Source organism: Alteromonas sp. AWJ4_199 (assembly GCF_056159165.1).
Map to the genome: position 1 here is coordinate 2,853,423 of NZ_JBSWUR010000001.1, position 20,702 is coordinate 2,874,124.

Genomic DNA, 20,702 nt, shown 5'->3' on the forward strand with positions numbered 1-20,702 from the left:
GTGCTGTTAATGGCCCGTATCGCTGGCATTAACATTCCTGAGCACAAGCATGCTGTAATCGCTATCCAAGCGATCTATGGCGTTGGTCCCACACGTGCGAAAAGCATTTGTGCGGGTGCTGGTGTTGCAGAAAATACAAAAATCAAAGAGCTAGACGAAGCTACTATTGATAAGCTTCGTGACGAAGTGGCTAAATTCACCGTTGAAGGTGATCTACGCCGTGAAGTCTCTATGAGCATCAAACGTTTGATGGACCTGGGTTGCTTCCGTGGTATTCGCCACCGTCGTAGCTTGCCTCTACGTGGTCAGCGCACTAAAACTAATGCGCGTACCCGTAAAGGTCCTCGTAAGCCAATTAAGAAGTAAACGGGGAGTAAGTTATGGCTAAAGCACCAGCTCGTAGCACGCGTAAGCGCGCTAAACGTCAGGTTGCAGACGGTATGGCTCATATCCATGCGTCTTTCAACAACACAATTGTGACTATTACAGACCGTTCAGGCAATGCACTAGCATGGGCGACATCTGGTGGTTCTGGTTTCCGTGGTTCACGTAAATCTACCCCATTTGCTGCACAGGTAGCTGCTGAGCGTGCAGGTGTTGCTGCACAAGAATACGGTCTTAAGAACCTTGAAGTATTCGTTAAAGGTCCAGGTCCAGGCCGTGAGTCTGCGATCCGTGCTCTTAACGCTACAGGTTATAAGATCACAAACATTACCGATGTGACCCCTATTCCTCACAACGGTTGTCGTCCACCGAAAAAACGTCGCGTTTAATCGACGGACAGTTGGAGAAAGATCATGGCAAGATATTTGGGTCCTAAACTCAAACTTAGCCGTCGCGAAGGAACTGACCTGTTCCTAAAAAGCGGCGTTCGCGCAATCGATTCTAAATGTAAAATCGATACAGCGCCTGGTCAGCACGGTGCCCGTCGTGGCCGTCTGTCTGACTACGGTGTTCAGCTGCGTGAAAAACAAAAAGTTCGTCGTATGTACGGCGTTCTGGAAAAACAATTCCGCAACTACTATAAAGAAGCTGCACGTCTAAAAGGCAACACAGGTGAAAACTTGCTACAGCTTTTAGAACAGCGTCTTGATAACGTAGTTTACCGTATGGGTTTCGCTAGCACTCGTGCTGAAGCACGTCAGCTAGTTAGCCACAAGGCGATCATGGTAAATGGTCAAGTTGTGAACATCCCATCGTTTAACGTTTCTGCCGAAGACGTGGTTTCTGTTCGTGAAAAGGCTAAAAAGCAAGCGCGTATCGTTGCTGCTTTGGAACTGGCTGACCAACGTGAGAAGCCAACCTGGATTGAAGTAGACAGCAGCAAAATGGAAGGCACTTTCAAGCGCGTTCCTGAAAGAACTGACCTGTCTGCGGAAATTAACGAACAGTTGATCGTCGAACTTTACTCTAAGTAAAGCTAACTAAAGAGGAAGCATTGTGGGTTCTGTGACTGAATTCCTAAAACCGAGATTAGTTGAGATCGAAAACGTTTCTCCTACTCGTGCCAAAGTAACTTTGGAACCACTAGAGCGCGGCTTTGGCCACACTCTAGGTAACGCCCTACGTCGTATTTTACTGTCATCTATGCCAGGATGTGCAGTTACCGAGGTAGAAATTGACGGCGTTCTTCACGAGTACAGCACCAAAGAAGGTGTTCAGGAAGACGTAATCGAGATTTTGCTAAACCTTAAAGGTTTAGCGGTTCGCCTTGAAGGTAAAACTGAGGCAACCCTAACTCTAGTGAAATCTGGCGCTGGCCCTGTTGTTGCTGGTGATATTCAGCATGATGGCGACGTAGAAATTGCAAACCCTGAGCATGTAATTTGTACTTTAACTGGCGAAGCTGAAATCAGCATGCGCATTAAAGTAGAAATGGGCCGTGGTTATGTACCAGCTTCTACCCGTCGCTCCTCTGAAGAAGATGATCGTCCAATTGGTCGTTTGTTAGTAGACGCTTCATACAGCCCAGTTGAACGTATTGCTTACAGTGTAGAGTCTGCTCGTGTTGAACAACGCACAGACCTAGACAAACTAATCATCGACATGGAGACGAACGGTACTTTGGATCCTGAAGAAGCGATCCGCCGTTCTGCTACTATCCTAGCTGAACAGCTAGATGCATTCGTAGACCTACGTGATGTATCTGAGCCAGAAGCGAAAGAAGAGAAGCCAGAATTCGATCCGATTCTGCTTCGTCCAGTAGATGACCTAGAGCTAACAGTACGTTCTGCAAACTGTTTGAAAGCAGAAGCTATCCAGTACATTGGTGACCTGGTACAGCGCACTGAGGTTGAGCTACTTAAAACGCCAAACCTTGGTAAGAAATCGCTAACTGAAATCAAAGATGTTCTAGCATCTCGTGGTCTTTCTCTAGGTATGCGCCTAGAAAACTGGCCGCCAGAGAGCATCGCTGAAAAAGATTAATCAGGTTTTTATCAAACTGATTTGTAGAGAAGGATAAAACTATGCGCCATCGTAAGAGTGGTCGTCAGTTGAATCGCAACAGCAGCCATCGTCAAGCTATGTTCAAAAACATGGCCGGTTCTTTGGTCAAGCACGAAGTGATCAAAACTACGTTACCAAAAGCGAAAGAATTACGTCGCGTAATCGAGCCTCTAATCACTATGGCTAAAGAAGACAGCGTTGCAAACCGCCGTCTAGCTTTTGCCCGCACTGGTGACAAAGAGGTTGTAGGTAAACTATTCAACGAGCTTGGTCCTCGTTACGAAGCTCGCCCAGGCGGTTACACTCGCATTCTTAAATGCGGTTTCCGTGCTGGCGACAATGCCCCAATGGCATATGTTGAGCTAGTTGACCGTCCAGTTGTAGAAGCTGAAGAAGAAGCAGTAGAAGCAACTGAAGAGTAATTAATACTCGATTAGAAAAAGGGGCCTGAGTGAAAACTCAGGCCCCTTTTTTTGTGCCCAAAGAATAATGGGGTCAGAGTCACAACTCTGACTCCATTGTTTTTGTACCAAGCAATTAAATCTACTTTTTAAACATCTATTCATCACTTTGGCTTGTTGTTTGCAAAAAGCTTCAAGTAAGTATTCAAACCGCGCATTGCAAATACCGTTCACTGCGAAGCTGTCGTAATTCATGAGTCTAAGTTTTTCATAGCAAGGAAGTTTATGTTAACCGTTTCATCATTTACGCAGTCGCTATCTTCAAACCCTGTGTTCAGTAAAACACTGTCTACAGCGTATGAACGGCTAAGTTCAGGGCTTAGAATAAATAGTGCTGCAGATGACAGTGCAGGTTTACAGATATCAAACCGGTTAACGTCGGAATCTTTGGCGAAAAACCAGTTGCGAAGAAACTTAAACGACGGCATTAGTTATGCACAAATAGCGGAAGGCGGGCTGCAAGAATCTGCCGATATATTACAGCGTATGCGGCAATTAGCCATGCAGTCACAAAACGGCATTAATACTGATTCAGATAGGCGTGCACTAGATAGAGAATTTCAGCAATTAAAAAACGCACTCAATGGAATAGCCTACAATACCGAAGCGTTTAACCGATTGCCTTTGCTAGGTGATAACGACTTATTGTCTGATAACGTACCTTCAATAGGCGATACCTTCGTAAAGGGCAATACAACGAGATTGAGCAGTGGCTTACGCTCGATAGCGTATATTCCCGCTGGTTCAACAAATATATCCATAGGTATTGATAGCTTTTCAGCAGACGATGATCTGCAGGTATTCACAACAAGTGGTAGGCACCTAGTTGGCACCCCACTATCTGATAATGTGTGGAGCAATAATAACGTAAATTCAACGAGTGACGTCAAACGTTTTCTATTCTTACCTGAAGAAGGGTATGCACCCACAGCAAGCTACGATGGTAGTTCATTGATTACAAATGGTTCTGGTACGATTAACGGAACAACATTCACCTTCTCAGGTGACCAACACCCAGGCGTAACAACAGAAAGTTTAACCATTGATAACACTAGCGCGCCGCTCATTATCGCAGTAGTGGGGCGAGGTGTATTTGATGCCACAGTAGATTGGGATATGTTAGGTGCTGCCGGAAGCGGTGGAAACAGTTTTGAAGCGGGTCCTGTGGATATTACTGCTACTAACTCGTTAAGCGATGGAACAGACTTTATAAACTTAACTAAAACGCCAGTGGGTTTATCTGATCTAAATATGGTGGAAAGCGATGTGCTTACTTTTGAAAATGCAGAAGCGGCGTTACAGCAAATTGATGATGCATTAGAGTATGTAAGCGAAAGCCGAGCGTTTTATGGCGCAAAAATGAATCAAATGGAGTCAGCGCTCAAACTAAATGACCGTATGCACGAAGGCTTAATGGCGGCCCGTTCTCAAATCCTCGATACTGATTTTGCTGAAGAAACTGCTCAATCCACACAGGCGCAAATAGTTGAACAAGCGAGCATTTCTGTTCGGGCCCAGGCTCAGTCCAGTGATGAGCAGGTTTTGGGCTTGTTGAATGGGACTGTAAGTCAAAGCGCGTGAATAGTGCTGTTAAAGTCATAGCTCTGTCCCCCCAAACCTCAATGGCTAGTGATTACTCTTAATAGCACAAACCGAGCGCTTGAAAGTACTAGTTATTAATGCTTCAGTTGTAATACAACATAACTTTGCCATTTAATCGTAATACAAACCTTTGTATACTAAACAGAGAATATATAAATAACAGGACGTGGGCACAGAACCCACACATCAAGGATATTACAAATGAAACCAGTAGTATTAGCTGGCGGCTCAGGTAGTCGTTTATGGCCAAAGTCTCGTGCAGCGCTTCCAAAGCAGTTTTTGTCTCTTACGTCCGACAGCACTATGCTTCAAGACACAATAACTCGCTTAAAAGGCACGCCAGCACAGAATCCAATTTTTATTTGTAATGATGCACATCGCTTTTTGGTTGCAGAACAGCTTCGTCAAAAGGATATACAGCATGGCGGAATTCTTTTAGAGCCTGTTGGTCGCAATACAGCTCCGGCAATAGCACTCGCTGCACTACACGCCACCATTAATGGCGAAGACCCTGTTCTCCTTGTCCTAGCTGCAGATCACCTTATCAAAGACAACCAAGCATTCCACACTGCTATTGCTAAAGCCGAAAAGCTTGCAGAGCAGGGTAAACTCGTCACCTTCGGTATTGTTCCAGATCAGCCGCACACAGGATATGGTTACATCAAAGCTGGAGAGCAAATGGGCGAAGGTTTTGAAGTAGCACAGTTTGTAGAAAAGCCTGCTTTGGAAACCGCAAAAGAGTATGTAGATTCTGGCAGTTACTACTGGAATAGCGGCATGTTTATGTTTAAAGCAAGCCGTTATTTGGAAGAGCTAAAGAAATATAACCCTGAAATGCTAGACGTGTGTAAGAGTGCTATCGATACAGAAACACCAGATTTAGATTTCATCCGTGTTGACCACGACATATTTGCGACTTGTCCAGACGATTCAATCGATTACGCGGTAATGGAAAAAACGGATAGCGCTGCCATGGTTCCATTAGACGCAGGTTGGAGCGATGTAGGTAGCTGGTCTTCACTGTGGGAAACTGCAGAGAAAGATGAAAACGGCAACGCTACTGTAGGCGATACAATCCTAGAAAATACCAAGAACAGTTATGTAAATGCTGAGCAGCGCCTGGTATCTGTAATTGGGCTAGAAGACGTTATTGTAGTAGAAACCAAAGATGCTGTAATGGTGGCTAACAAAGACGATGCACAAAGCATTAAAACTGTAGTGAACAAACTTAAAGCAGAGCATCGTCCAGAGTTTGAGTTCCATCGTGAAGTATTCCGTCCATGGGGAAGCTATGACTCTATCGACAGCGGTGCGCGTTTCCAAGTTAAACGCATTACGGTTAAGCCTGGTGAGAAACTATCTGTTCAAATGCATCACCACCGCGCTGAACACTGGATTGTAGTATCGGGCAGTGCAAACGTAACCATCAATGAAGAAACTCAGCTAGTTACAGAAAACGAGTCGGTCTACATTCCTATTGGTGCGGTTCATGCGTTAGAAAACCCTGGAAAGATCCCTCTAGAGCTTATTGAAGTGCAGTCAGGTGCATATCTTGGTGAAGACGATATTGTGCGTTTTTCTGATAGATATGGGCGCGTTGCCAAATAAATCAGAATAATATTTCAAAAAAGCACCGTAAGGTGCTTTTTTCTTATCTAAGGCACTCTCTAGAAGTTAAAATGACGAATATCCTGTGTTGCCACTGTTTGAAATAGGATATTATTAGGGGCAATAGCTGGTTTGCATGCTCAGTTGCTGAACCATGCAATATTAAGGAAAGCAGTTTAGCATTGCATAGGAATAGGGTGTTTACGCATTTTGTTATCAAAAGTACTAAAGCCATCTAATCTGAAACGATTAGCATATCGGCTAGCCAAAAAGTTAATCATTGTCCCTCACCACCAGTTGAACGAAACCACGACCGAAAGTAACGGCTCTAGCTGGTTGTCAATCGGCGATGATCCACAGTTTATTATTCATCCTGCTCGCCGCATACCTTCACGAACCTTTGCGAAAGGATGGTATCTTCTTCGCGTAAAAATGACTGAAGCGAACCATCAGTCACACGTGGGAAAGTTGTATTCCAACTTACAGAAAGGCGAGCTAACCACTGTTGAGGTACCATGGCACAGCACCAAATTTGTAAACCGCCTTTTCTATCTTGAAAGTAACAATAGCATGCTTCGCTTTGATCCTTGTGAAGCAGAAACTGAGTTTACTCTGAACACGTTCATGATTTCGAAAGTACCATCTTTCATTGCAATGCGGCACATGAAACAAAGGCTATATAAACTGCTCAGCCATGTCGATGATGTAGAAGAATACCTCGATACAAACCGAAAGCTTAACGGTGGAACGTTAATAGAGACAGTATACGAAGAATACAATAAAACCTTTACCACAGGTGTTATGGAAAAAAGCTATCCGTTTTGGGTAGAGTTCGACGAGCCGCGTGCATTAGAGAAAATGAAGCAAACTTTCACTCAAGCGCAATCTGAGGTGAAATTTTCTATTATCCTTCCTACTTACAACACTGACCCTATTTATTTAAGAGAGTGTATCGATTCTGTTTTGCAGCAAACTCACAAAAATTGGGAACTATGTATTGCCGATGATGCGTCGACCAACGCTGAGACTATCAGCACATTGAAGTCGTACGCACAAAAGCACTCCAATATTAAATTGAACCTGCTAAGCGAAAATGGGCATATATCCAAATCAAGTAACGCCGCTTTAAGCATGGTTACTAGCGATTATACTTTGCTGCTCGACCATGACGACACGCTACCTGCTCACACGTTATCCTTCTTTGCGAAAGCTATAACAGATAACGCAAACGCGAAAGTGCTTTATGGCGACGAAGATAAAATAGACGAGCAGGGCAATCGCCATCAGCCGCACTTTAAACCTGATTGGAACCCAGATTTACTTCTAAGCCAAAACTACATATGTCACCCCGTAGTGTACAAAACAAGCGTGCTTAAAAAGATAGGTGGATTTAGAGTAGGTGTAGAAGGCTCGCAAGACCACGATTTACTTTTACGAGCGACCGCTGGCCTTAAGCATGATGAAGTTGTTCATCTACCTTTCATTCTTTACCACTGGCGTGTTATTGAGAACTCGACAGCCTCGAATGCTTCCGCTAAGTCGTACACGACAGATGCTGGCATTGAAGCCATAAGACATTTCCTCGAACATTCGGGCCAAAATGCTACAGTTGATAAAGGCAATTATCCAAATACGTATAAAGTTAATTGGGCGTTGCCAGATGAGCAACCGCTGGTTAGCTTAGTCATTCCGACAAGAGACGGTTATGACATTTTAAAGCAGTGTTTAGAGTCTATTTATGACAAGACCTCATACAAGAACTTCGAAATTATTGTTGTAGATAACCAAACTACCTGTGCCAAAACTTTGGGCCTCTTCAGTGAGTACACTAGTACCAAAACTAATTTCAGAGTCTTGAAGTGGGACAAACCGTTCAACTATTCCGCAATTAACAATTTTGCTGTCTCGCAGGCCGAAGGCGAAGTAGTTGGGTTAGTTAACAACGATATCGAGGTTATAAACGAAGACTGGTTGTCAGAAATGGTATCGCATGCCCTTAGACCCGAAATTGGCTGTGTAGGTGCGAAGCTTTATTACCCTAACGATACTATCCAGCATGCGGGAGTAGTACTCGGAATAGGCGGCGTTGCTGGTCACTCTCACAAATATTTCCACAAGAGCGAACCCGGGTATTTTACCCGTTTGCACCTTGTTCAAAATATGTCTGCGGTTACAGCAGCATGCTTACTAGTTCGCAAGTCTGTGTTTGAAGAAGTAGATGGACTAAATGAGCAAGATTTAACAGTAGCTTTTAATGACGTGGATTTTTGCCTAAAGGTTCATACTGCAGGCTATAGAAACCTATTTACCCCGTGGGCTGAACTTTACCATCATGAGTCAATAAGCCGCGGCGAAGAAGATACGCCAGAGAAAGTGGCGCGATTTAATAAAGAAAGTGAGTATATGAAGGATAAGTGGAAAAAGCTGCTGTGCAATGACACCGCTTATAACCCTAATTTGTCCAATACACATGAAAACTTTTCGCTTCGTTAGGCGCTGAACAACTAGAAGTATTATGAAAAACTTTCCTCTATTTTTTATCCATATCCCTAAAACCGCTGGCTCGAGCTTTCGTGTGGCGGCGGAGCAATATTTTGGTTCGGAAGCTACCTATTTTGACTACGGAAAAGGCTCAAACGAAACGCATCCTGATATTTTGAAGTTCGAATACGAGTCTAAAGACAGGTATCTGGCGGGCAAGAGCATAAAGAAAAATGCAAAGTTTTTGTCAGGGCATGTCATTTACCCTAAATACGCTCCATTCTTTCCGGCAAAGAGCGTAATAACGTTTGTTCGTGACCCTGCCCAACAAGTGCGTTCACACTATGAACACTTTTCAAGACTTCACGGTTATAAAGGCAGTTTCGAAGAATTTATAAAGGAAAACCGCTTTGCCAATATGCAGTCTAAAGCATTAAATGGAGTTTGGACTGATGCTATCGGCTTTATTGGTATTACTGAGCGTTATAATGAATCAATAGCCTTGTTTAATAAATACTATGGAACTGATATTAAAGTACTAGATATAAACAAAAATACAGCCAAAGTATCCGGTACTTATACGTTCACGGAAAGTGAGACTTCACTTATCAAAAAAATGAACGCGAAGGACTATGAGCTTTACAATTTCGCACTAGATCGCTTTTCGTTACATAAAGAGTTGTTAGATAAAGAACTTCCTTTAGTTCGATTTGGACAGATGAATATATTGCCGAAAGATAAAGGGAAGCAACTTAATATATGGGCGTGTTGTTACGAGCAAGAAGAAGCATTAGAAGCCGATATATTACTAGATGGAAAAGTAGTCGAGCACATTAAATTATCTGACTACAGGGCGTTAGCCTCAGAGAGAAATATTCATCGCGAAGGGTATATTGGGAAGTCTTATAAATATCCAGATACTTTTAAAAACGGTCAAACAATTAAAGTTGTAGAAAAGCAAACGCAGATAGTGATTTTTGAAGATGTTGTTAGCTAAAACGCAAATTTCCGATACTGTTAGGCCTATTGAAATAGTCTCAAAATGAAAAAAGAATTACAGCAGAAACGCATTCGAAGTCGGGCCGTTGCAACTAAGCAATACGCCAAACGTTACGCTAAAGCTATACGTAATAAGGTCACTGGCAAGAAGCCGACCCAAGGTCATGTTAAGGTAAAAAGGTTTTGCTTAACTGATACTGAGTTGGCCTTTATCCAACAGGAAATAGAAAACGGGAACAATAACTTCGAGAAGCTTATCGGTTTCAAAACTGATGAATTGAATAATCATAGTGAAGTAAGAGTTTCGTTAGATACTGCCAAGGCATTAATTGCGAATAGTTTGCCTTCTACAGATATAACCACACTAGTTACTTTTATACTGAATCATGCAGACTTCTCTGTTAGTCAATTCATAATGAATGTAAACCTGTCCCCAGAGGTTTTCAGGGATCTAGCAATTCTTTTTAGAAAGGTTAGTAAAGGTACAAGCTTTTGGTTAATTGCTAGAGCAAAGATACTTCGGCCTAATGGCCCTATAATCTCCAACCTTTTTGATTCGATAGCAGACGAATACATAGGTACTTTAAATGTAGGTATTGGAGTTATCACATACAACAGAAAAGACCATTTAGCAAAAACTGTCGAAGCCATCAAAGCCTTCACAACAGGAGATTATCAACTTGTTGTTGCTGACGACGGCAGTAAAGACGATACCGTAGAATGGTGTGAAAAAAATAATGTACCTCATACTAATTGCCAGAATAAAGGGGTTGTTCGAAACAAAAACAGGGCTTTGTATTATCTCAACGAAGTCAAAAAAGTTGATGTTTTAATTTTGCTAGAGGACGACTGTCGACCAAACAAAGAAAGTTGGCAAAAAGAGTGGGTCATAGCGGCACTTTTGTGGGGGCACATTAACTATGCGCATAAGCGAATAATTAAAAAAGAAGATGCAGTTGTTTCTGGTACAGGGTCGAGTACTTTACCGTATCTTTGCAGATTGGTAACAGGGCAATGTACAGCTTGTAGCAAGGATGCAATGGATAATATAGGGTACCTAGACCCTAGGTTTAGTGGTTACGGTGCAGGGCATGTAGAGTGGACTGAAAGATTTATTCGACAGGGATACAACGGTAGCACGGAAAAACACTGGGTGTACCCTGCAATCAACACTGGCTTAAATTCTGATGACGCACCAACTTTCAAAAATCCTGAGCAGTTAGAAAAAAACAGAGCGCTGAAGAAAAAAATAAGTAAAGATGCTCACAAGCGTGAACCTTGGGTAAATACTGATGAAGAAAATGAGTTTCTTGAAGAAATAGAATCTATTAAAGATCAATAAAACAGCGAATTATTTGTAACTACTATTTTTATTATTGACGCTAGATTATTCGCCAATCAATAATACAAGAATATTGGTGAGGTGTAATCCGCCGAATTTGGAATAAAAGTATGGATGCTGTAACGTTGCGTGGCTTGTTTTTTTTAGTTTTATTATGTATAGCTTCATGTGGCGGCGACTCTCAACCGTCTCCACCAACGGTGTCTGAACAGGAGCAATTAAGTCGCTCTTATTCAATTACTCTGCCACAAGAAATTACTTCTGATGACACAGTTTCCATAACTGTAAACGACTCTAACGACAGCAATTCGCAAAAGGTTACTGTAGAGTCGTGGAGTACATCATTGGAAGCTTCGTTAAATATAATGAATACCAGCGAAGGCAAGTTCAGTTTTATTGCGCCCCAAGTACGTAAACGCACATCATTTAGTATTACAGCAAACCTAGTAAATGAAGCCGGAACGAAATTTAAAGTCAGCGCGCAGTCTTTAATACTTCCTTCCAAGCCAAATCTAATTGTTATTTTCACCGATGACCAAGGATATGCTGATATCGGTGCCCATAATATTGTTAACGACATCAACACGCCTAATATAGACAAGCTAGCGGCCAATGGGGTGCTATTTACTAATGGCTACATAACTGCACCCCAATGCACACCCTCGCGAGCGGGAATGGTTACTGGTGTCTATCAACAACGATTTGGAGTAGATGACAACCGATATACACCAATACCTGAAAATGTGGTCACCATGGGAGACCGTTTTTCTGACCTTGGTTATGCAACAGGAATGGTTGGAAAGTGGCACCTTGAAGTAGATCAAAATTCAAAGCCATGGTTTAAGGATAACTTTCCTAATACACCCATAAGTGAGTTTAACCCAGGAAGATTACCTTCATCGGTAAAGGAGCGATATTACCCGTCATCAAAAGGCTATAAATACAATTATTTCGGTTACGCAAACCGTTATTGGGCTAACTATGACCTTGAGGGCAATCAAACCCAGTTGGGCTGGATAAGTAATTCTGACTACAGGTTAGATGTCGTTTCAGATGCAGCGACCCAATTTATAGATATAAATCACGATGAACCGTTTTATCTTCATGTGGCTCATTACGCCCCTCATGTACCTTTAGAGGCTACGGAAGATTACTTATCATTGTTTCCTGAACTGTCGTCTAATCGGCGTAGATACGCGTTGGCAATGATGTACGCAGTAGATGCAGGCGTAGGCAGCATAGTGTCTAAGCTTGAAGAACATGGAATACTGGAAAACACTATTATCGCTTTTATCAGTGACAATGGTGCTCCAATAGGGCTCGACTTTACTGATGCTCCCATAACAGAAAAAGAGGCTTGGAATGGCTCACTGAATACCCCCTTGCTCGGTGAAAAAGGTATGTTGACTGATGGGGGGATAAAAGTGCCTTTTATCGTTCATTGGCCTGACAAACTGCAAAGCAATACCGTTGTTGAAGAGCCGGTCATCAGTCTAGATGTACTGTACTCTGCGATTAAACGTGCAGGTGCGCCTGAAACTGTTTTATCAGAACTCGACGGTGTTGATATTTTTCCAACTCAAGACTTTGACGAAAGCACTCTTATGAATCGACCACTTTTTTGGCGCTTTTGGAATCAATCTGCAGTTCGTCTTGGTAATTATAAGTATCTTAGAATGGGCGCGGAGCATGAGTTCTTATTTGATATGTCTTCAGAAGAGTCAAACTCCAATAACCTAATGTCAGACATGCCAGAAAAAGCAGAAGAACTTAAAAGCATGTACGAGGCTTGGAATGTGGAGATGTTTAGGCAGCCTCAGCAACACAGTCTTAATTCTCAGGAGCGAGAGTGGTTGTCTTTTTATTTAACGCCATAACGCTTTAATTTGGTGAAAAAATAGAATCGCGTTCTTCACAAACAGCCTTTTTTAAGGCCTCAGTTTATTTAAAAGGCGTTAAGCATTAACTAAGCAGTGCAACTCATGTTTACATCAGGGTTATGCACTCTTTGCGGTTGTCAGTAAGGCTGCAAATGTTAATATTAACCAATATAAAGCTTAAAATGCCCACCGAATATTTTCTATTAGATAGGACAAAATGGAAGCAGCAAATTACCCATTATTTTTTATTCATATATCTAAAACTGCAGGTTCTAGTTTCCGCGTAGCGGCCGAGCGCTACTTCGGTAAAGAGCATGTCTTCTATGATTATGGGCCCAAAGCAAATGAGACAAACCCCGACATAAAAACGTTAGATTATGAAAAACGTGATCGTTACGCAGCTGGAATGAAGATAGTAGAAAAAGCTAAATTCCTTACAGGGCATATTAATCACCCTAAATATGCGCCATTTATTCCGGCTAAGAATGCAATTACCTTCGTTCGTGATCCTATCCAACAAGTTCGTTCTCATTACGAACATTTTACGCGACACCACCGTTACAAGCGTTCATTCAGTGAATTCGTAAATGAGCCGCGATTTAAAAACGTACAATACAAAGCGTTTCAAGGCACGTGGCCTGACGCTATTGGTTTTATAGGTTTGACAGAGCGTTACAATGAATCATTAGCACTCATTAACAAGATGTATTCTATTGATATTCAAGGATTGGATATCAATAAAAATACAGAGAAAAAATCTTCAAGCTATGAATTATCTGACGAAGAGATTGCGCTGATAAAAAAGCATAACAAAGAAGATTTTAAGCTCTATGAATATGCGCTCACACGGTTTGAACGACAAAAGTTGGCTATAGAGTCTGATAGTCCTTTTATTCGCTATGGTAAGACAAGCATGGCTACAAGTCATGAAGGCAAAATGATGAAAGGTTGGGCTGCCGATTACGACAGCCAGGCCCCTGTAGCTATAGAAGTGCGTGTTGGTAAGAAAAAAATAGTTGAACTATCAGCCAGTGAATACAGAAGCACCGCAAACGAAAGAAACGTTCATCGAAAGGGTTTTGTTGGGTTTAGTTTTACTTATCCAAAAAAACTAAAAGATGGTACTCAAGTTGATTTTATTATTAAACAAACTGGTGAAGTTTTGTTAAGTGACATTGTTAAGTCCTAGTACTTCAATGTCCTCATTGTACGGCTCAACTTTTGTCACTTCACGTTTCACTTGAACAGTCTTGCTATTTATTAGACGAGGCCAGATATTATAATGCCTAGTGTAGTAAGCATGAAATTGCTGACCCCCCTAATTTTGGATGTACCTGATTAGGAGGGGCTTACTTTCTGAATAAGGTTTGCCGCGGCACTTTTCAAATCATCACTACCTACAGAAACTAATTCCTCAACATAATTTGAGAATTGTTTATTGGTAATAAAAAGTTCTCCATGTGATTTCAGCATAAGAATGATGTCTTTATCTTTTCTATGCTTCAAGAAACCTATTAAACGATTACAATGCTTAGCCTCTTTAGGCATAGCAAATTGGTTGTAGGGCATCCCTTCTAAAATTCCGAAAGCCTGTTGGTATTTCCAAGATGTGCCTGTGTTAGAGTCAATCGATTTGAATACACACCCTGTACCAGAAAAGTATTCGTTGAAATCTAGCGTGTTATCTTTAGTGATCCCATATAGGTTAGTATAAGCTGTTATTGCTCCAGGCCCGGTACAACTCCAAACATCGTACATAAGAGTTTCAGTTTGAAAGCATCGATCAATAAATTTCAATACATCAAGTGCTAGTTCATGCTTTTTGGTGAGGTAAAACGCCATATTAGTATGCCAATAGCCACCAAACTTGTCCTTCCTATGAAACATCACGAAATCTTGATTGTTACTTAGGTAAGCTAGGTGCCGCTTTATCTGTAAGTCACAATCGAGATACCAACCTCCATAAAGATAAAGTGCCATCAATCTGACTATGTCAGATTTTGCGGCAGGAATATTTATAATATCTAAATCAATAAATATACCTGTATCAGTATGAAATTCTTTACATATCCTTTTTGCTTTTTCAGCATCAATTAACTCAATGTTAGCGTCATAATGTATAGCTTCTGCAGTTTTTATATTATTGGAATATGCATTTGGGAAGTTAGCAGGATTATCCCAGTAAAAAAATATATTCAATTGTTACCTCTTTCTCACTAATGAGCTTACTAATTTTTGTATGTGGATCTCACGGATGTACAAAGAATCAACTAAGTGATGGTCATCAATGGAGGGTATATGAAACTTATTAACTGCTAACGTACTCAGATCACTCGTTTCCTTTACCACATCAAAATAGCCAAAATCATTATTTTCACATTCTGCTTTTAGCATTTGGTTGAAGTAAAGATGCGCGCCGTTTCTTTCAATATTCGAAGCAAGCAAGTCTTTGAGTTTTTGACTTGCATATTTCCTCTGTTCAGGATCTGAAATATTTTCTGATATGATACGACTAGTGTAGTTTATGGCTTTGTTTCGTGATTCAGTTAACGTTGATAGATTAATTCCTTTAAATGTAATACTCAACTTTGGATGGGATTCAACAAAATTAAGCGTTCGATTCATGTAGCTTTTAATTAAATCTTGAATAAAGTCAGTATAACTAACGTCATCATCTTTAAAGACTTTACGATAATAATAACCCAACTCTATATCAACTTGGCCGAACGCGAAACAAATATGGTCAGGGGAAAACTCCTCAATTTCAGATACTAAAGTACCGTAAGAGTCTAAGCTAGAGCGCCGGCGTCCAAATCCTGTTATCGTAGCCCCTGAAAGTGGGATGACCTTTATAGACAGGCCTCTCGTGTTCGGTACGCAGTCTCTTAACTCTGGCGTTATGTTGAAATACTTAGAATGGCTGTCACCTATAACGAGAATTTTCATAAGTATGCTTCTACTACCTTTTTATATTTATCAATTACTATACTTTTGTTTTGCTTTGCTTCGTTTAGTATTTCTAATGTGATTTCTGCAATCGCACGTGCTGGCTCCATATATGTGTGAGCGCTAGGGCTGTTTAAACAAGCTAATAGATCCTTATCTAAATCTAGCTTTGTATTGTCTTCATAGAATTTTGAAAGGATATTTGGTAGCCTCAATTCCTTATTTACGAGAGTATAGTTACTGTCGTTAATGCTTAGTTCATCGACATAGCTGACAATTTCTTGCGGTGCCTTAGTTTCTAACAGGAAATGTTTAACTTTTGTTTTTACCACGCCTAGCCCCTCGTTTATGTTAAGTGACTTAAGCGGCTTTTTTAGTCCTAAGATGGATGAAAAGTCTTTGCATACACAGCCATCAACAAGAACTTTCTTGTCATATATTCTTAGGATAACATTCTGGTTACCGAATATTGCCTGCCATTTCTCTATTTTACTTTTAAAGTCAAGATAGTTTAACAATGTAAATGTAAATTTAGGCATTACTGAATCAGAGTCGTGACCACAAATTGCGCTACTGGGTGATGCCCCATAGAAGGGTTGTTTCGCTGCTTGTTGTTTGAGGGAAATCGCCAGCTTATCTTGACGTCGTAAATAACAAATAACTCTAACTTCATCGAAATATTGTTTGGAGAAGTTAAAGAGTTCTTTAATCTCTTTTTCATCCTCTATGAAAGATAAGTGCTCTGCTGATATTACTGCATTTCCTTTCTTTGAATTGGCGATTAACTCATAAAAAGATCTTTGTGGTTTAGCAACAATATGGCTTCTGTGAGCGGTCACGGAAATCAATTCAGAAGAGTTACCGCTTCCATTTGAAGTCAAAAAATTAACACCTGCATCAGCAAGCTGGTGTTCTGATTGTTTCAAAGACCATTGAAGTGATGTCGTCCCCGTTTTGTGATGTCCCATATGAATGTAGAGAGTTCGTGATCCTTTCAACAAATGTGCTTTATTTGCCGTTGCATCGGGCCTACCTTTCCCTGCCCAACCATCAAATATAGAGCCTATGTCGATACCAATACCACCTTTCTTTTTGATAATGTTGCAATAGTGTTTTCCCAAATATCCTGCCGCAACTAAAAACACATCCCCTCTTCTCTTTACATTTATCTTAGATTCTATTTCTGGATATAGTGTAGGGTAGTGAAACTCTCCACTTTGCATAAATGATTGGTGCCCAGGAATCCTTATATGATCACACTTGGGTAAGTTGAAGTGTGATGCTATTTGGTCGGTTATGTCAGTATGGGATATGACTGTTAGTTGATCTAGGTCTTTTAAAAGCCGGTTGAACAGGCCTTCTTTGTGAAAGGGTTTAAATATAAAATGATCAAATATGGGTACGCTTTTTTCGACTGACGCCTCGATTGTCGTAAGACAAACTGATTGCGCCGCTTGTGGGATTATATTGGTGTCATTGGTGCTATCTCTGAAATGAAGCCAACTAGGAGCACCAACAATGTCTGCATTTTTTATTGCGTCTAAAACTAAAGATTGAAGACGAGTCATACTAGGTTGGAGATAGTCGACACCAAAGACTCGTTTTAGCTCTTCTACTACACTACTACCAAACTGGTAGGTTAGAACTTGATTCAGAAAAATGTCTTTATTGAACAGATTGGGGTAGGCTAACACTCTTCCTTCACCATCTCCCAGTCTAACCATCGAAAATGGCTCTTTTTTGGTTATCGCATTTTTAAGTAGTTCATATAGCTCGTAAGTACAGTCAAAAGGGTTTTTTTCGTTACTGTAGAATAGTGAACGTTGAAGTTTTTCGGTCTTTCGTATCTGCTCTAAAAGTATGTCTTTCATTCAAATCCAATAGTCTTTTATAAACTTGTCAGCCGTGACAATGATGCATTGTGTTAATTACTATAATACCCAAAACGTATTGTATGTTCTATTTCATTATTGCAGTTTAAGATAGCTACTTCGGGGCGGACCTCACTGGTCACTATTAAGCTTACTGTGGTAGCATACTTCGATAAAATAGAATATATACTCAATTTAAATTGAGTATAGAGGTTGTTATGGATATAAAAAAATTAAAGCTCAGCCGAAAGCCATCGACGCTTTCTCCAAAGGGATCTATTGATGACCTGCAAGGTGGTAATCTTGAAGGGTGGGCGGCACAGATCGGAATCAATGAGCCGTTAGTTGTGGCAGCATATACGAGTGAGGGTGAACTACTCGGTTATGGTAAAGCTGACCAATTGAGGGAGGATTTATTGGAGCATGGGGTTAATGAAGGCTACCATGGATTCAGTATCGCTATAAACGAGGACAATCTATCGCCAGGAAGTGAAATAGTATTAAAGGACTATATTACCCATAAAACTATACAAACAAACAGTTACGTCACCCCAACCTACGATAAGCAGTTATCAGTAAGTGTGGATAGTGTAATTAAAAATCGTCTGAACTTCACGGTAACAAGTAGTGTTGCTATTGGCACAGCTGTACTAAGGTTTTCTCACAAGGGGATCGCTTTCTGTGACCACGCGATAGAGAGTGATAGTACACATTTAAGCGACCATATATGGTTACCTGCTGTTTTACTGAACGGGCATGAAAATCAAGTTGATATACATGTTGTCGGTGCACACGATCGTGCAGGATGGGGAATAGTCAACAGCGACCCAATACTAACGCCGTCAGAATATCTAACCCATAGCAATACTTCCCAGTCATTTATCTCCCGACAAGCAGGCGCGGATTGGAGATATGAATCACTGGTCTTACAATTGGATAATTGTGGAGGAGACGCATCGGCGATTGATCGTATAACAACTGCTCACCGCGTGTTAGTAGAGTCGCATGAAGGGCGGAAATATTATCCGAAGCTCTCTTTGCCCTTTTATAAACAGCCTCAATTTAGCATTATTATTCCTGGCTACAATAAGTTTGAGCTGACGTATCATGCCATCGCGTCAATAATATTGTCTTACAATGAATGTTCCTATGAAGTGATTATCGCAGATGACTGTTCTACAGATGAAACGTCAGAAGCGGAGAATCTAATAGAGAATATCGTGATCTCTCGTAATAAAGATAATTTACGTTTTCTGCGGAGTTGCAACAAAGCATCACGCTTGGCAAAAGGGAACTTTATTGTTTTTCTCAACAACGACACAGAAGTTAAGTCTCATTGGCTTGATGCTCTTTACGAGCAACATGCAATAGATGAAAGTATTGGCTTAACCGGAAGCAAGTTGCTAAACCTAGATGGAACTTTGCAGGAAGCCGGCGGCATTGTTTGGGGTAATGGCGAGCCATGGAATGCTGGGCGAAATGAAAACCCTTTTGCTCCTGAATGGAACTACGCTCGCGAAGTAGATTATCTCACCGGCGCTGCTATGTGTATCAAAGCAGATGTTTGGAAAGAGGTGGGGGGCTTTAGTGATGAATTTGCGCCTTGCTATTATGAAGATGCCGACTTGGCTTTTAAAGTCCGGGAGGCTGGCTACAGGACAGTTTATGTTCCTCACTCCGAAGTGATCCATTTCGAAGGGCAGAGCCATGGTACCGACCTTAAAAAGGGCTTGAAGGCTTACCAAAAGGTAAATGAAAAGACTTTTCGAGCGAAGTGGTTCAAGCAATTTCGTAACCGCGTAAAACCCTCTTTAACTGAACTTCAACTGGAAAAAGACCGAAATATTGAGCAGCGAGTTCTGGTTCTTGATTATGCAATCCCTCAGCCTAACCAAGATGCGGGCAGTTATGCGGCAGTAGAAGAAATGAAGCTCATGCGTGCTTTGGGCTTTAAAGTAACATTCGTGCCGGATAACCTGGCGCATATGGGGAAGTTTAATCGCCAACTAGAAGCATTAGGTATAGAGGTACTGACGGTGCCATTTTATGTATCAGTCAGGGACGTCTTGGAACGTAGACTGGATGAAATGGATGCCGTGTATATAACCAGATACAGTGTCGCTGAAAAGTATATAGACGTAATTAAGGCCAAAGGGAAACCTGTAATATTCAATAACGCTGACTTGCATTTTCTTAGAGAAATTCGAGCAGCGATTACCGCAGAAGATGAAGACCTGCTAACTAGTGCACTACAAACTAAAAAAGCTGAACTTGCTGTTTGTAAAAAGGCGGACGCAATTCTCTGCTATAACGACAAAGAACATGCGGTTATAACGAGTCATATCTACGAAAGCGATAAGCTGTTTATAACGCCTTGGGTATTAGGAGAGCGCCAGTTTAAAACTCCAATAGATGAACGAGAAGGAATAACTTTCTTGGGAGGGTTTAACCACATGCCTAATATTGAAGCAGTGCTATTTCTGGTAGAGGAGGTTATGCCTAAAGTATTGGCATCGAACCCGGACATTAAGTTGTACGTTTACGGTAGCAAGATGCCAGAATCTATTAGTAAGCTAGAGACTGAAAACATCAAGATGGTAGGCTTTGCTGAAAGTTTAGATGATGTCTTTAACAATCACAAACTGTTTGTTGCTCCATTACTTTCTGGAGCAGGTATTAAAGGTAAAGTTCTTGAAGCGATGGCTTATGGTACGCCCTCAGTGGTAACAGATGTTGCGGCAGAAGGGACTGGCTTAGTAAACAACGTCAATGCTGTGATAACCAATAACGCAAGTGACTTTGCTGCGGCTATTGTTGATTTATATTCAGATAATAAAAAATGCCAAAACTTTTCTGAAGCAACAAGAATCTTATCAGCTGATAAGTTTTCAAGAAGCTCGGGACTAGCAAAATTTAAAGAAATATTTGAAAGTGTCGGGCTGTATACTACGCGTTAACGTTCAAAACTATTACAAGGTCTAAAGCGAAAATGTATGTCAAAAATATATAACAACGCATTTTATGATTTTGGATGTCGGGTTGGGAGCTGACTCGCTGTTGCAAA

The 20,702-nt window shown here is 41.2% G+C and carries 16 protein-coding genes; 13 read left to right on the forward strand and 3 right to left on the reverse strand.

The genetic code is table 11. The features are described from left to right. Positions 1 to 9: 9 nt before the first annotated feature. The 12 genes from rpsM to ACXAER_RS12575 all read left to right on the forward strand — a co-directional run bounded on the left by rpsM (position 10) and on the right by ACXAER_RS12575 (position 14,010). Positions 10 to 366, forward strand: coding sequence for a 30S ribosomal protein S13 (rpsM, locus tag ACXAER_RS12520; protein ID WP_012519216.1), 357 nt, complete (start codon positions 10 to 12; stop codon positions 364 to 366). 14 nt (positions 367 to 380) lie between these two features. Beyond that, positions 381 to 773 (forward strand): 30S ribosomal protein S11, encoded by a 393-nt coding sequence (rpsK, locus tag ACXAER_RS12525; protein ID WP_012519215.1) that lies wholly within the window; start codon positions 381 to 383, stop codon positions 771 to 773. Positions 774 to 797: 24 nt separating this feature from the next. Next, positions 798 to 1,418, forward strand: a complete 621-nt coding sequence (rpsD, locus tag ACXAER_RS12530; RefSeq protein WP_012519214.1) for a 30S ribosomal protein S4 — start codon at positions 798 to 800, stop codon at positions 1,416 to 1,418. Between the two features lie 19 nt (positions 1,419 to 1,437). After that, positions 1,438 to 2,427 carry a DNA-directed RNA polymerase subunit alpha gene (locus ACXAER_RS12535; protein ID WP_039217818.1) on the forward strand — a complete coding sequence of 330 codons (990 nt, stop codon included), beginning with the start codon at positions 1,438 to 1,440 and terminating at the stop codon, positions 2,425 to 2,427. A 41-nt stretch (positions 2,428 to 2,468) separates the two neighbouring features. After that, positions 2,469 to 2,870: a 50S ribosomal protein L17 gene (gene rplQ, locus ACXAER_RS12540; protein ID WP_012519212.1), complete on the forward strand. Its 402-nt coding sequence runs from the start codon at positions 2,469 to 2,471 to the stop codon at positions 2,868 to 2,870. Between the two features lie 264 nt (positions 2,871 to 3,134). Next, positions 3,135 to 4,490 carry a flagellin N-terminal helical domain-containing protein gene (locus ACXAER_RS12545; RefSeq protein WP_474829664.1) on the forward strand — a complete coding sequence of 452 codons (1,356 nt, stop codon included), beginning with the start codon at positions 3,135 to 3,137 and terminating at the stop codon, positions 4,488 to 4,490. Positions 4,491 to 4,712: 222 nt separating this feature from the next. Then, positions 4,713 to 6,119, forward strand: coding sequence for a mannose-1-phosphate guanylyltransferase/mannose-6-phosphate isomerase (locus ACXAER_RS12550; RefSeq protein ID WP_474829666.1), 1,407 nt, complete (start codon positions 4,713 to 4,715; stop codon positions 6,117 to 6,119). 210 nt (positions 6,120 to 6,329) lie between these two features. Next, the gene (locus ACXAER_RS12555) at positions 6,330 to 8,612 is read left to right on the forward strand and encodes a glycosyltransferase family 2 protein (protein ID WP_474829668.1); all 2,283 of its coding nucleotides are present in this window, start codon (positions 6,330 to 6,332) and stop codon (positions 8,610 to 8,612) included. 22 nt (positions 8,613 to 8,634) lie between these two features. Next, positions 8,635 to 9,597: a hypothetical protein gene (locus tag ACXAER_RS12560; RefSeq protein ID WP_474829670.1), complete on the forward strand. Its 963-nt coding sequence runs from the start codon at positions 8,635 to 8,637 to the stop codon at positions 9,595 to 9,597. Between the two features lie 45 nt (positions 9,598 to 9,642). After that, a complete protein-coding gene (locus ACXAER_RS12565) occupies positions 9,643 to 10,941 on the forward strand; it encodes a glycosyltransferase family 2 protein (protein ID WP_474829672.1) in 1,299 nt (432 codons plus the stop codon). A 110-nt stretch (positions 10,942 to 11,051) separates the two neighbouring features. Continuing rightward, positions 11,052 to 12,818: a sulfatase-like hydrolase/transferase gene (locus ACXAER_RS12570; protein ID WP_474829674.1), complete on the forward strand. Its 1,767-nt coding sequence runs from the start codon at positions 11,052 to 11,054 to the stop codon at positions 12,816 to 12,818. A gap of 220 nt (positions 12,819 to 13,038) precedes the next feature. Further along, the gene (locus ACXAER_RS12575) at positions 13,039 to 14,010 is read left to right on the forward strand and encodes a hypothetical protein (RefSeq protein ID WP_474829676.1); all 972 of its coding nucleotides are present in this window, start codon (positions 13,039 to 13,041) and stop codon (positions 14,008 to 14,010) included. A 149-nt stretch (positions 14,011 to 14,159) separates the two neighbouring features. On the opposite strand, the gene ACXAER_RS12580 is transcribed toward ACXAER_RS12575, so the two are convergent. The 3 genes from ACXAER_RS12580 to ACXAER_RS12590 are packed head-to-tail and all read right to left on the reverse strand — an operon-like array spanning position 14,160 to position 17,638. Further along, complete coding sequence (locus ACXAER_RS12580) at positions 14,160 to 15,020, reverse strand: glycosyltransferase (RefSeq protein ID WP_474829678.1); 861 nt, start codon at positions 15,018 to 15,020, stop codon at positions 14,160 to 14,162. Between the two features lie 3 nt (positions 15,021 to 15,023). Further along, entirely contained in the window at positions 15,024 to 15,767 is a 744-nt protein-coding gene (locus tag ACXAER_RS12585; RefSeq protein ID WP_474829680.1) for a hypothetical protein, read from the reverse strand. Further along, entirely contained in the window at positions 15,764 to 17,638 is a 1,875-nt protein-coding gene (locus tag ACXAER_RS12590; protein ID WP_474829682.1) for a GT-D fold domain-containing protein, read from the reverse strand. The genes ACXAER_RS12585 and ACXAER_RS12590 overlap by 4 nt, the downstream gene beginning before the upstream one ends. 218 nt (positions 17,639 to 17,856) lie before the next feature. Between ACXAER_RS12590 and ACXAER_RS12595 the strand changes: the two genes are divergently transcribed. After that, entirely contained in the window at positions 17,857 to 20,595 is a 2,739-nt protein-coding gene (locus ACXAER_RS12595) for a glycosyltransferase (protein ID WP_474829684.1), read from the forward strand. Positions 20,596 to 20,702: the final 107 nt, after the last annotated feature.

Bases quoted from the DNA above. Each gene is read 5' to 3' on its own strand.
- ACXAER_RS12545 (WP_474829664.1), top strand. From the start codon at position 3,135: ATGTTAACCGTTTCATCATTTACGCAGTCGCTATCTTCAAACCCTGTG.
- rplQ (WP_012519212.1), top strand. From the start codon at position 2,469: ATGCGCCATCGTAAGAGTGGTCGTCAGTTGAATCGCAACAGCAGCCAT.
- ACXAER_RS12560 (WP_474829670.1), top strand. From the start codon at position 8,635: ATGAAAAACTTTCCTCTATTTTTTATCCATATCCCTAAAACCGCTGGC.
- ACXAER_RS12570 (WP_474829674.1), top strand. From the start codon at position 11,052: ATGGATGCTGTAACGTTGCGTGGCTTGTTTTTTTTAGTTTTATTATGT.
- rpsK (WP_012519215.1), top strand. From the start codon at position 381: ATGGCTAAAGCACCAGCTCGTAGCACGCGTAAGCGCGCTAAACGTCAG.
- rpsD (WP_012519214.1), top strand. From the start codon at position 798: ATGGCAAGATATTTGGGTCCTAAACTCAAACTTAGCCGTCGCGAAGGA.
- ACXAER_RS12585 (WP_474829680.1), bottom strand. From the start codon at position 15,767: ATGAAAATTCTCGTTATAGGTGACAGCCATTCTAAGTATTTCAACATA.
- ACXAER_RS12565 (WP_474829672.1), top strand. From the start codon at position 9,643: ATGAAAAAAGAATTACAGCAGAAACGCATTCGAAGTCGGGCCGTTGCA.
- ACXAER_RS12575 (WP_474829676.1), top strand. From the start codon at position 13,039: ATGGAAGCAGCAAATTACCCATTATTTTTTATTCATATATCTAAAACT.
- rpsM (WP_012519216.1), top strand. From the start codon at position 10: ATGGCCCGTATCGCTGGCATTAACATTCCTGAGCACAAGCATGCTGTA.
- ACXAER_RS12590 (WP_474829682.1), bottom strand. From the start codon at position 17,638: ATGAAAGACATACTTTTAGAGCAGATACGAAAGACCGAAAAACTTCAA.
- ACXAER_RS12550 (WP_474829666.1), top strand. From the start codon at position 4,713: ATGAAACCAGTAGTATTAGCTGGCGGCTCAGGTAGTCGTTTATGGCCA.
- ACXAER_RS12595 (WP_474829684.1), top strand. From the start codon at position 17,857: ATGGATATAAAAAAATTAAAGCTCAGCCGAAAGCCATCGACGCTTTCT.